6 protein-coding genes are annotated in these 13,134 nt (G+C 69.3%); all 6 read right to left on the reverse strand.

Features of this window, described 5'->3' with window-relative positions; genetic code table 11:
- Positions 1 to 43: 43 nt before the first annotated feature.
- Positions 44 to 2,854 carry an ATP-binding protein gene (locus OIE13_RS16730; protein ID WP_326830214.1) on the reverse strand — a complete coding sequence of 937 codons (2,811 nt, stop codon included), beginning with the start codon at positions 2,852 to 2,854 and terminating at the stop codon, positions 44 to 46.
- 3 nt (positions 2,855 to 2,857) lie between these two features.
- Positions 2,858 to 5,668, reverse strand: coding sequence for a LuxR family transcriptional regulator (locus OIE13_RS16735; RefSeq protein ID WP_326830215.1), 2,811 nt, complete (start codon positions 5,666 to 5,668; stop codon positions 2,858 to 2,860).
- 531 nt (positions 5,669 to 6,199) lie between these two features.
- Complete coding sequence (locus OIE13_RS16740) at positions 6,200 to 7,564, reverse strand: acyl-CoA carboxylase subunit beta (protein WP_442816057.1); 1,365 nt, start codon at positions 7,562 to 7,564, stop codon at positions 6,200 to 6,202.
- Between the two features lie 234 nt (positions 7,565 to 7,798).
- Positions 7,799 to 8,512 (reverse strand): DUF742 domain-containing protein, encoded by a 714-nt coding sequence (locus tag OIE13_RS16745; protein ID WP_326830216.1) that lies wholly within the window; start codon positions 8,510 to 8,512, stop codon positions 7,799 to 7,801.
- Positions 8,513 to 8,816: 304 nt separating this feature from the next.
- Positions 8,817 to 11,582, reverse strand: coding sequence for a BREX system ATP-binding domain-containing protein (locus OIE13_RS16750; RefSeq protein ID WP_326638642.1), 2,766 nt, complete (start codon positions 11,580 to 11,582; stop codon positions 8,817 to 8,819).
- Positions 11,583 to 12,096: 514 nt separating this feature from the next.
- Positions 12,097 to 13,128, reverse strand: a complete 1,032-nt coding sequence (gene dmpG / locus OIE13_RS16755) for a 4-hydroxy-2-oxovalerate aldolase (protein ID WP_326638640.1) — start codon at positions 13,126 to 13,128, stop codon at positions 12,097 to 12,099.
- Positions 13,129 to 13,134 lie beyond the last annotated feature (6 nt).

Below are 13,134 nucleotides of genomic sequence, written 5' to 3' on the forward strand. Positions count from 1 at the left end.
CCGATCCGTTGAGCAGGATCCGGCGGCGTGGCCGTCGTACGACCTATTCGTCCGCGTTCCGCGCGCCCAGTTCTTCGACGAGCGCCGCCCGGCCGCTCACCCCGAGCTTGCGATAGGTGCTCGTCAGGCTCTTTTCTATGGCGCGCCGGGTCACCCCGAGAGAGTCGGCGATCCGCTGGTTCGTCCAGCCCCGCAGCACGAAGGCGACAACCGTCTCCTCAGCCTTGGTCAGCTCACCGCGTTCCGGCGCGAACAGCCGCAGCGCCGGGCCGTTCAGTTCCGAGTCCCTGTCGCCCTCGGCCCAGGACACGCCACATTCCCGGGCGACCCGCATGCCCTCGGAGATGAACTCCTCCGCATCGGCGGAACCTGTTTCGGCGAGCCTTCTGCCGAGAAGCGTGAGCGTCCGGGACAGCTCGATCCGATCCTCAGAACGGCGAAGCACGTCGACGGCCTGCCGGAGGAGATCGATGCCCTCCTCACCCGGGGCGATCATGCCACGCAGCCGCAGCGCGCGGCCGTACGCCGAGGGTGCGCCCCATGCCCGTGCGAAGGCATGTTCCTCGTCGGCCAGCTCGGCCGCCGCCTGCACCCTCCCGAGCCGGTGGTTCACCGCCGCGGCCCACACACGCCAGGGGTACAACGCCGCATTCGTCCATCCGCAGCGCGACAGCTGCCTGCCACTATCGAGGAACCTGTCCAGTGCGGCAGGCAGATCGCCGCGCACCACGTCCAGCATCCCCCGCACCATGCGATGCGCGACGACCACCCGGAGGTCACCGCTCTCCGGGCTGATACGGATCACCCGCTCGCCCAGCTCGACGTCCCGTGTCTCGAGCGCGATCATGGCGAGCGTCCAGACGGACAGTGTCCTGGCCTCCGGCCAGGCCGAGTCGGCATTGTCGACCACGCTCAGCGCGATGCTCTTCGCCTGGGCCATATGCCCGGACGCGCGAAGGATCATGCTCCGCTCCGCGTTGACCAGTGCGGTGACCCCGTCGAGGGCCTGGCGCTGAGCCTGTTCTCGCATCGCCTCCAGCCACGGGGTCACCGAGGCCGCCGTGTCGGCGAGGACCAGGGCCTGGACCAGCAGCGGAAGAGTGGTGTAGGCGTGCCCGGCGCGCGGCGGCTCTCGCTCCAGGATCCGGGTGACCAGGGCGGAGATCTCACCGGCCGTGACGCCGCCGGTCATGGTCGCCGCGTACGTGAGCACGGCCAGCAGCTCCCGTCCGGAGCCGGTGGAGACCGGCACCGCCGCGCCGAACCCCCGCAACCGGTCGGCCGCCGCGCCGAGATGCGCGGCGTCCTGGATCCGGAGACAGCGGGTACGGGCTTCCAGCCGCAGGCCGAGGTCTCCCTGCGCGTGCGCCGATCCCCGGCCGTGGAACTGCCCCGCCACGTCCTGGACGAGCGCGCTCAACGACTGGTTGACCACGCCGAGCGCGGGCGGGATCCACAGCACCGCCTCCGCGCGCTCCGTTACCGAGGTGAGCATCGGCACGGCCTGCGCGATGTGAGTGACCGAGAACGCGAGGTCGAATCCCCGCTCGGCGGCGGCCAGGTCGACCAGGAGCCGGCCCCGAGCCTCACTGTCAGGCGGCCTGTGCAGCAGCGCGTGCCGGATATAACGGGCCGCCTCCCTCACGGCACCGCGTTCGAGCGCGGCGCCGGCGGCCGCACGCAGGACGCCGATCTCCCAGGCATCGTACCCGGAGGTGACCTGCAGGAGCTGGTCGGCGACGTGCTCGGCCGGGTGCCCGACGGTGTGCAGCAGTGACGCCGCCCGGCGGTGCATCAAAGCTCGCGTGTCGGTGCTCATCTCCGATTCGATGGCGTACCGTACGCTCTGGTGGACGAATCGCGGAGACTCGCCGTCGGCGAGCAGGCCGAGATGGTCCAGGGTCTGCATCGCGGACTTGTAGTCGATGCTGTCCAGGCCGGCGAGCTCACTGATCAGCTCTGGCTCCGCCAGGTCTCCGAGCACGACCATCGCCTGCGCGAGATCCCGGACGACCACGGGCTGGATGCCGAGGCAGAACATCCGCCGGTCGCGCAGGAACGGCTGGCTCGCGGCGTGAATCTCACCGGCCTGTGCCGCGACCGGCTGGAAGCCGGCCGTGCGTAACCTGTGCAGCATCTCGGCCAGTGAAGCGGGGTTCCCACCGGACACCTCATGACAGGCCCGGGCGAATTCGGAGTCGCAGGACTCCCTGAACTCCTCGCTGATCAACTGGCGTACTCCCCCGACGGACAGCGGCATCGGGTGCAGCGTGCGAGCCCCCGAGGTGGCGATCTCCCTGAGCAGCGTATGGTCGGAGGCCTCGCATTCCTCGGAGAAAGCCCCGGCGACCAGAACCCGCGCGCCGTCCAGCCGCCTGGCGAGGTACGCCAGCCAGCGCAGGGACGCCGCGTCCGCCCATTGGAGGTCGTCGACCGCGATCAGCAGGGCCTTGTCCTCGCTGAGGTTGGTGATCAGCGAGTTCAGCCCCTGCAGAATCGTCTCTTGTCTGAGCGACCGATTCAGCCCGATGGAACACGAGTCGCCGAAGAGCATCCCCCGCACCAGGCTCGCCGCGCCCTGGAACCAGGTCGCCCAGTGAGCCTTCTCCACTCCGGCCAGGAGCGGCTCGAACAACTGCTGGGCGATGCCGAACGTGAAGTCCTGTTCGAGGAGCGTGCCGCTGGCGCGCAGGACCCGCACGTGCGGGGCGGCCGCGTCGACCAGGGTACGCAGCAGTGCCGACTTGCCGACGCCGGGCGGGCCGATGATCGCCATCATGGATCCGTTGCCGGCCACGGCCGCGCGGACCGCCTGCTCCGCCCGGGCCAGTTCCTTTTCTCGTTCCAGCAGCATGGCTCAGTCCCCCATGTTTCGGGGTGCCGGGATCGAGGCCAGGAGCGAGGCGAGCTCGTTACGGTTGGTGACGGCGAGCTTGCGATAGATCGCGGTCAGCCGCAGCTCCACGGTTCGGACGCTCACCGACAGGATGCTTGCGATGTAGGTGTTCGAGTGGCCTGCGGCGATCAGCCCCGCGACCCGTTCCTCCTGGCTGGTCAGCAGGTACCTCGTTTCGACAGCCTTCGTGGCAGGGCGCCGGGACCGCTCGGTGAGCCCACCGGGAGGCATGTCGATCTTCTTCATTGCCGCCTCCGTCAGACTCGGTGTCCCGGCGTGTTTCCTCGCCACCGCCGACGCCGCGACCAGCTCGGCCGACGCCATCGCATAGCAGTCGCGCGATACCGAGTCTCGCAGAACCCGCACGGCGTGTTCGAGTTCGCTCATCGCCTCGGCACCGTTCAGCACGCGTGACGCGCACAGATGCGCCATCCCCAGTGCGCTGGGGGCGCCCCACTCCCGGGCCCGCTCCACCGCCTCCATCGCCAGCCGCCTGGCGGCCTCGGCATTCCCGCACGCGCTGTGCGCCGCGGCGCCCACCGATCGCCACGGCAGCACCGCGGGATTCGTCCAGCCCCTGGCCAGCAGTACACGCCCGGACTCGTTGATGTCGCGCAGCGCGGTCTTTGGGTCGGCCAGTTCCATGCGCACTCTGGCACGCATGTACAGCAGCACCGCCCAGGCCGCGCCCTGGTCCGCTCCCGAGGGAAACTCAAAAGCCAGCGACTGCTCGGCTTTTTCCACGGACCCGCCGGCGAGATGCAGGTACGCCTCCATCGCGACGAGGAAGGGAACCAGTCGTGGATGCCACGAGGTGAGCGGCAACTCCGCCCGTGCCGCCTCGAAGTCACACGCCGCCTGCCCGAGGTTGCCCCGCCGTATCTCGCATCGGCCGCGATGGATCAGCGCCAGCGCGGCCGGTGCCCGTGCGCCGCAGCGTCGGGCGTCGGCCAGGACCTCGTCCAGCCCGATCACCGCCTCGGCGACCTCGTCGGCCAGGAGTAGCGCCTTGGCCGCGTGGATCCTCGGGCCGAACGGCTGGTCCTCGCCCCTGACCTGGAAGGCCGTCCTGGCCAGTTCCCGCACCCGGGGCAGGCGCTTACCCCGGATGGCCAGCATCCAGGCCGCGATGCCCGCCCGCACAGGATCTCCCGGCTGGTCGGACGGGTCCGGGAACGAGTGCACGGGCAGTGCCGAGTCGTCGATCGTGCAGTCGTTCTCCGCGAGCCAGCCGATGGCCGCCAGCGACCCGAGGTCCGCTCCACCCGCCTCTCGCCGCGCGTAGGCCGTCGCGACCGCGCGGTACGTGGCGGACGCGTCGCCTCTTGAGGCGAGCAGATCGGCCGCCCGGATGAGTTCCACAACCGGCACCTCGGTTCCGCTGTTCAGCAGCACCTGCTGCAGTCGCCGGTCGCTCGTCTCCGAGCTGCGGTCCACCTCCATCATCGCGAGCTCGATGAGCAGCCGTTGCCGCTGCTCGTCCCTCACCGGTTCCCGGAGCGCTCGGCCGAGCAGGGCCGCGGCGCCCTCGTGATCCCCGTCGAGACGGCGCTGCGTGGCCACCCGGCTCAGGAGGCTCACCACCCACTCGGCACCGACCGGCCGGGTGTTGAGCAGCAACCGGGCCAGCCGTTCCTCTGGAATCGCCGCCCGGTAGCCGAGCTGGACGGCGCGCATCGCCAGTGCCTGCCGCTCCCCGACCTCCATCCCGGCCAGCGCCTTGTCGGCGACGAGAGGGCCAGCCGGCCGCGGCTCTTTCCCGTCGGTCACCAGACCCAGTCGTACGAGGACGGACAGTGCCTGTTCGGAGGACATCGTCCTCAGCGGCGCCAGGGATGTGAGCAGGTCGAAATCGAGGCCGTCCCCGCAGACCGCCATCACGAGAAGTAGCGCGAGCGCGTCCGCGGGCAGACGGGAGATGACCGTCGCCACCCGGTCGCCGCTCACCTCTGCGGCCCGCTCCAGCAGGACCGGGACGTACCGCGCGACAGGCGGCAGGGAGGCGCCCACGAAATGATCCAGTACGGCGAGCAGGGCCGCCGGGCTGCCCCCCGTGGCCTCGGTGGCCGCGGCCACGAATGCTCCGTCGACGTGCCCGGCGTACCGGGAGACGATCACCTGCCAGACTCCGTGCTCGCGCAGCGGCGGCACATGGATCACGCTGCGGGGCACCGATCCGGGCTCGGTGACCGGTCCGACCGCACAGCCTTCACCGGGAGCACCGGCCTGAACCAGGAGTATCGGGGCGTATCGCAGCCGGTGCGTCATGGCCGCCAGCCATGCCTTCGATCCCTCGTCCGCCCACCGGGCATCGTCCAGGGCGATCAGCAACGGGCGGTTTCTGGCGAGCGCCACGAACTCCCCGCACAGCGCCGGAATCAAGGTCGCGGCCGGCTGCTCCTCCGCCCACAACCGCCGCGCGAAGGCCGGATATCCGGCACCGGCCAATCCGGCGGTGATCTGCGAGAGCACACTGTAGCGGAGATCGGCCTCGGCGGGCGAGCAGCGGGCGAGGACGGCCAGCAAGCCGGCCTCCCTGGCGCGGGCGACGACCACCCTGAGCAGGGCGCTCCTTCCCATACCCGGCTCTCCGAGCACGGTCACCACACCCGGCCGGCCGCGCCGGAGCACGGTCACCTGCTTGCCCAGCAGGCTTATCTGCCTCTCCCGGTCGGCCAGGAACTCCGGTGCGTCGTCCCTCCAGCGAGCGCCTCGCTCGGTGACACCCGCCGACCACGTGCGTGTCGGCCCGTGCGGCCCCTCCGCTAACACCGTGTGCTCGACACCGGTTCGCCCACGGTCAACGAGACCGTTTCGGAACCCCTGCCGGAGCCTGCCATGGCACGAGAACAGACCGAAGCCCTCCGGCGAAGGTTCGGAGCCTCGACCACGGGCGCATCAGCGCCATGGAGGGGCACAAGAACTCCGCCGTTCAGCCCAACCGATCCGACCGTGACCTTGGCTTCGACCCTGTGTCCGGTATCGCTGAACATTTCGCACCTCGAATCGACGACGCACGTGCCTGATCTCAAGCACTCCGATCGCCCACTGAGGAGACCTTAATCACCACCATGTTGGTTTACAAGCGTTTACCTTGGATTTGCCTGTGATTGTCTTTATTTACCTGTGTTCGATGGTCTGTCCGCTTCTCCTAGCGGCGACCGGGAACACGGGGACGGCGTCTCCGGGAAGCGGACGCCTCCCGGAGGACGAGCAGGAGGGACAGAGGGGGCGCAGGGGGAGGCAGGGGCACCCCGGGCGACCCCACGCCGGGTCGGCACGGCAGGGTGCCGACGACCTGGCTTACAGGGGGATGTTGGTGTGGCGGCCTCGGCGTGCCGGAGCGGCGGCCAGCGCCTCGCCGAGCCGCAGCCGGGTGTGCGCCGGGTCGATCACCTCGTCGACGACGCCGATGCTCACCGCCCTGGCCACACCCCCCGCGATCTTCTCGTGCTCCGCGGCCAGGCTGGACAGCAGTTCCTCGCGCTCGTCCGGTGCCGCAGCGGCGAGCTTCTTGCGGTGCAGGATCTCCACCGCCGCCTTCGCACCCATGATCGCCACCTCGGCCTCCGGCCACGCGAATACGGTGGTGGCACCGAGAGACCGGGAGTTCATCGCGATGTAGGCGCCACCGTAGGACTTGCGCGTGACCAGCGTGAACCGTGGAACGCTGGCCTCGGCGAACGCGTGCAGCAGCTTCGCTCCTCGGCGGACCACGCCCTCCCACTCCTGCCCGACGCCGGGCAGGTAGCCGGGGACGTCGACCAGCACGAGCAGGGGCACGCCGAACGAGTCGCACATCCGGACGAACCTGGAGGTCTTATCCGAAGACAGCGAGTCGAGGCAACCGCCCTTGCGCAGCGGATTGTTCGCGATCACCCCTACCGTCCGCCCGGCGAGCCGGCCGAACCCGATCACCATGTTCGGCGCCCACCTGGGCTGCAACTCGACGAATCCCGACTCTCCGTTCTCCTCGTCCAGGATCGCCTTGACCAGCGGGCGCACATCGTACGCGCGCCGGGGTGAGTCGGGGAGCAGGTGGCGCAGCGGCATTTCCTCGCGCACCGAATCCAGGTCGACGAATCCCGGCTTCGCCAGCAACGTGACGAGCTGACGGGCGCGGGCGAAGGCCGCCTCCTCGGAATCCGTGCCGATGTGAGCCACCCCGGACTTCCGGCTGTGCGCGTCCGGCCCGCCGAGGCTCTCCATGTCGATCTGCTCGCCGGTGACCGATCGGACGATGTCCGGACCGGTGATGAAGACGCGGGCGGCATCAGACATGATCACGATGTCGGTCAGCGCCGGACCATAGGCCGCACCGCCCGCCGCGGGACCGAGCACGACGGACAGTTGCGGGATCTCGCCCGAGGCACGGACCATCGCGGCGAACATCTCCCCGATCTCGTGCATCGCCGACACGCCTTCGTGGAGCTTCGCGCCGCCGGAGTGCCACACACCGATCACCGGGCAACGTTCGCGCACCGCGAGATCAATGGCGTCGGCGATCAGCGGGCACTCGTCGACCCCGATCGCGCCGCCCTTCAGCGTGGCGTCGGTGCAGTAGACCACCACTCTCACACCGTTGACCCGTCCATAGGCGACCACCACCCCCACGCCTTCGCGCCGGTGGATGATCTCAAGCGAGTCTGGATCCAACAGCCGAGACATCCGAACCGTCGGGTCGCGATGGTCAAGGGACGACTCATCTCGGTCCGCCACAGCCACTGAGGGAAATGTCATCGCTCACCTCTGCGAATCGCCCGTTGTCCGAACCGTAAGTGAACAGCGGCGGCGCCGGGAAAACCCCTAGTCTTGGCCGCCCGATCCCGGAACGGCCGGTGCCCGCACGTCCCCTCCTCGCATGCGCCGCGGCCCCCCCGATCGGCCTGCGAACGCCTCGCATCAGCGCAGCCGGCGCAGCCCTTCGTGCACGCGCACGATCAACTCGATGGACGGCTGACCGTCGACCTCGGCGGGGGAATGCACCCTGAGCAGGTTCCAGCCGATCGCGTCACTGATCAGGACGATGGCCACCCCGAGCGGCGCCCTGATGCGCCCCGCGATCTCGATCACGGCCATGGGCTCCTGGCACATGTCGCAGATCCAGCGATACTCCGGAGACAGCGCGGGATTGTCGACGCTCAGCATGCCCGTCGGCGTCACCGAGATCAGCGAGTCCATGCGCAGCAGACCATCACCGCTCGTACGCCCCCCGGTGAGCACGTACGGCCGTGGTCCGACCGGCCGCGAGTCCTGCTGGTACGGCGCGGGGTACGGTGGCGGCCAGTCCGGGGCCGGTATCGGTGCGGGGCTGACACGAGGCACCGTATCCGGGGAGATCCCGACGTGGTGATCGTCGACATCGGCCCAGAACTCCTCCGGGTCGTCGTGCGCTTCTTCCCGGCCGACGTCGACGACGGCCGCCTCGACATCCCGTGTGTCGTCGTCCGCCTCGACATCCTGAGTGTCGTCGTCCTCCTCTTCCACTTCTTCCACGGGCTTGGGCAGAAACTGGTTCTCGGCCCAGAGCCTGTAGTCACCCCAGCCGCCGAAGGCGGAAGAATGGTACTTCGGTTTGTCGGCGTCTCGCCGTCGTCGCCTCCTGCTGATGGACATCGCGGGGATCTCACCTACTCTCGAAAGATCATCTGGCATCGAGATCGTGCGATGATTGAAGATGAGCACCCCCCTGAGATCATCGCCATCCGTCACCCCCCGCGATTTCGTCGCGCGGCCGTCGCCCCTGCGGGGTCTGCTGATTGTCCTCACCGAATTCCTAGGTGTTTGCTTAGTATTCTGCGAATTCCCCAGCAGGGGGAAGTGCCTTGTATAACGACTGTCGTCGCACCGGCGGCCCCGGTGGATGACACGGCGAGTCAACTTCTGATCACACATCGGTCAAGCCGGCCCGGCCCGCGCGTCATCTGACCGTCGGCGTGATCCGGCCCGCTCTGCCCAGCGTTTCCAGTGCCCACCCCAGATCCGCTCGGCCACTCACATCCAGCTTGCGAAAGACGCTGGTGAGATGGGTCTCGACAGTGCGCAGCGTGATGCGCAGGGTCTGGGCGATCTCCTGGTTGGTCGCGCCGGTCGCCGCGAGTTCCGCGACGCGCCTCTCTCCCGTGGTCAGTACGTTCTTGACTCCACCGGTCCCCCGGTACATCCGGCCGCCCGCGGCGACGAGCCGGCCGCGGGCCTTCTCGGCCAGCCCGCGAAATCCGCACCGCACCGACAAATGCACGGCGCGGCGAAAATGCCCGCGGGCACCCTCGCGATCGTCCATCCGCAGCAGCGCCTCGCCGAGCATGCTTTCGGCCCGGACCAGATACCAGCGCGCCTGGGTCCCCGTCAGTGTCTCCACCGCCTCGGTGAGCGTCTCCACCCCATCGCTCCCCTCGGCGGCCGCCCCCCTCGCCAGCAGGGCGAGCCCTCGGGCGGACGCGTTCCCCCAGGCCTCGGCGAGTTCCTCACCGTGCTCGGCGAACTCCCCCGCCTCGTTCCCGCGGCCCAGGTCGGCAAGGAGACAGGCCGCCTCCAGCCACCACGGCACGAACATCGGATTCCTGATGCCGACCTCGGCGAGCAGCGCGCCACAGTCGGTCAGGGACGACAGCGCGCCTCCGTGGTCACCTCGCGACGCCGCCAGGTACGACCTCGTCATCAGCACCCGTGGATAGTCGGGGAGAGAATCCTCCACCGCCGACGAGGTCATCTGGCCGAGCACGGAAGCGGCTTGGCCGAGGTCGCCCCGCCAGGCGAGCACCGCCGACAGAGCCGTCCGCGGCGCCGTGGCGCTTCTCGACCACGGCTGCCCATCCGCCAGTTTCATGGCCCTGATCGCGTCCACCAGCGCCCCGTCGAGGTTACCCGCCTCGCCCAGGATCCACGACCGCCTGGACAGGGCCATCACCTGGCCCCAGGTGTCCCCGTGCTCCGCGCCACGCGAGATCATCCGGTCCACGACCTGCACCGCTTCCTCAACCTCGTCAGCGAGCGAGAGTACGTACGCGGCGGCACCGAATGCCCGGTCCCAGGAGGTTTCATCTGGACCGCTGAGCGCCTGGCGGGCCAGCGCCAGGCAGGTCCGGGACGAGGAACCGGACATAGCGGAGATCATGGATCGCCCGGCAAGCAGTTCGCGTTCGCCCTCGACGGGCACCTCCGGTGTCCGCATCGTCATCGCCCATTCGAAGATCATCTTGGCGGTGGACCTGTGGTTCCATCCGATCAGCAGCAGCGCCGACTCGACCGGCACCCGCAGTTCGTGGTCCTCGGTGTCCACGCCGTCGAGTTCCGCCAGGATGCCGTTCAATATCGAGACCGCCTCCGGTTCCCTTCCCAAGGGCGGTGCGACCCTGGCCAGCTGGATCGCCAGGCGCGCTCTCCCCCGTACGTCGCCGGTCTCCCGCAGGCCATCACAGAGCATCGCGTACGCTCTCGCCGGATCGTCATGTCCGATCAGTCGCGTGAGGTCGGCCTGCGCGTCGATGTCGGCGGGATCGGCCACGACCATCCGGCCCAGGTAGCGCGCCGCCACCTCCGGTGCCCCGTTCAGCTCGGCACGGCGTGCCCCCTCCCGGAGCACATCCCGCATCCAGGTTTCGGGAAGCCCGGGCAGCAGCGCCAGTTGCGCACTGATCTCCTCGGCCGGCCGGCCTCCGTCGTTGAGCAGCCTGGCGGCCAGCTCCCGCCGCCGGTCGAGCGTGGCGGCCGGCCTGCCGCTCAACACCGCGGCGCGAACATGATCCTCGTTCAGCTCGGCCAGGCCGACGTCGATGATCCTCTCATCGCGCAGGATGTCGACCGCGGCGGCTACCAGCGGCTCGGAGACCCCGGACAGCATGCCCACCAGTTCCGCGTCGGGGTTCCCCAGCACCGCGAAGGCCTCCACGACGCCGCGCACGTACTCGGGCTGCCGGTCGAGCGTCGCCAGCAGATGTCCGACGTAGAGCTCGGCTCCGAATTCGGCGGCCCTGAACTCGCCCCGGGCGTCAGGTGGCACGCCCTCCTTGCTCAGGCGCTTGAACAGCCGCGCGAGCAGTGCCGGATTGCCCCGGCAAGCACTGCTGCACACGCGGACGAACGGCTCTTTCGGTACGGCGTCCCAGTACCGCCGGGCCATCCTTCCCGCGTCCTCCTCGGACAGCGGCCAAAGGTCGACGATGCGGTGCCCACGCGCGGCGACACCGGGAACCGCCCGCCGCCCGTTCGACAGGCCGGAGCGATGCTGGGCGAGCAGGACGAACAATGGCAGATGGTGCCCGCGGTTCATCAGGAAGTCCAGCCAGGTCAACGACTCTTCGTCGCACCACTGCGCGTCGTCGAACATGACGGCCACCGGCCCCGACATGGTCGCCTCGCTGACACGCCGGAACAACCGGTGTGACAGCGGCACGGTGCTGCCTTCCAGGTGGAACAGCGCTCCACCGAACAGGCTTTCCGCGGCGCGCCAGGGCAGGCGGGCCCCGGCGGGTGAGCAGGAGCCGCGCATGGTCATCACTCCGACACGCCGGGCATACCGCTCAAGGGCGTTCAGCAAGGCGGTCTTGCCCGAGCCGGCGGGCCCCCGCACCAGCATCAGACGTGCCCCGCCCTCCGCGGCCTTGTCCAGCCCGGACACCAGCGTGCGGAACTCCACCTCCCGGCCCACCGGCGTGACCTCGCCGTAGAAGATCCGTCCCGCCATGGGTCACCATCCCGCTCCATCAAGTCACCGCGTGGCATATGGGTCAGGCGCGGGGAACGTGCTTCGGGGGTCGGCCGGCCCGAAACCCGAGCCTGGCTCCCATCAGCTCGCATCCGAGATTTAATGGACGGGCGAGTAGTCTTTGAACCAGAAGTTCTCCCATTCGGGCATCGACATGCCACCTCCGGATGGATGCCCGGCCACCCGCCGACCCGGCACAGCCACGCCTCCGACGTTACCTTCCCGAATCTTGTTCGGTAAAGCCCTATTTGCTGGGAGTTCATCCGGATTCCGCCGACGTGGCCCACCCGGGAGACGACCGCCGGCTCCGGCCCTGGAGGCCGGAGCCGACGAGGGCCACGGTCGGCGGCGGCACCGCCGTGATCGCCAGGACAACCGGCAGCGGCACCGCTGACCGGAACACGGCGGCACCGTCTGCCCCATCAGGCGCGGCTTTCTCCCCCGCTCAGGTAGGCGGTGCCCTGACCACCCGGGCAGTGGAGTATCCGGCCGGTCATGACCGTTCCCGCTTTCCCGCGAGTGCGACGGCGATTTCGATGAGCTGGTCTTCCTGCCCGCCGACGAGCTTGCGGCGCCCGGCCTCGATGAGGATCTCGGCGCCGGAGACGCCGTACTTCCTGGCCTGGCGGTCGGCGTGCTTGAGGAAGCTTGAGTAGACGCCGGCGTAGCCCATGGTGAGCGAGAGCCGGTTGAGCAGGCACTCGTCATCCATGATCGGACGGACCACGTCCTCGGCCGCGTCGATGATCTTCAGGGTGTCGATGCCGGTGCGGATGCCGAGCTTCTCCGCGACGGCGACGAACCCCTCGACCGGGGTGTTGCCAGCGCCCGCGCCGAACCTGCGGGTCGAGCCGTCGATCTGGAGGGCTCCCGCGCGTACGGCGAGCACGGAGTTGGCGACGCCGAGGCCGAGGTTCTCGTGGCCATGGAAGCCGACCTGGGCGTCCGATCCGAGTTCGGCCACCAGGGCGGAGATCCGGTCGGCCGTCTGCTCCATGATCAGCGCGCCGGCGGAGTCGACGACGTACACGCACTGGCAGCCGGCGTCGGCCATGATCCGCGCCTGCCCGGCGAGCACCTCGGGCGGCTGGCTGTGCGCCATCATCAGGAAACCGACGGTCTCCAGGCCGAGATCCCTGGCCAGCCCGAAGTGCTGCACGGAGATGTCGGCCTCGGTGCAGTGGGTGGCGATCCGGCAGATGCTCGCGCCGTTCGCGGCTGCCTCGCGGATGTCGTCCTGGACGCCCAGGCCGGGCAGCATGAGGAAAGCGATCTTGGCCTGCTTAGCGGTCTGGACCGCGGCCTTGATCAGCTCCTGCTCGGGCGTGTGACTGAACCCGTAGTTGAACGACGAGCCGCCGAGGCCGTCGCCGTGGGTGACCTCGATGACCGGCACGCCCGCGTCGTCGAGGGCGCCCACGATGGAGCGGACGTGCTCGACGGTGAACTGGTGCTGCTTGGCGTGGGAGCCGTCGCGCAGCGACGAGTCGGTGACTCTGATGTCGAGGTCGGTGTTGTAGGGCATGGATGG

The sequence above is a fragment of the Streptosporangium sp. NBC_01810 genome (assembly GCF_035917355.1).
Lineage (GTDB): Bacteria > Actinomycetota > Actinomycetes > Streptosporangiales > Streptosporangiaceae > Streptosporangium.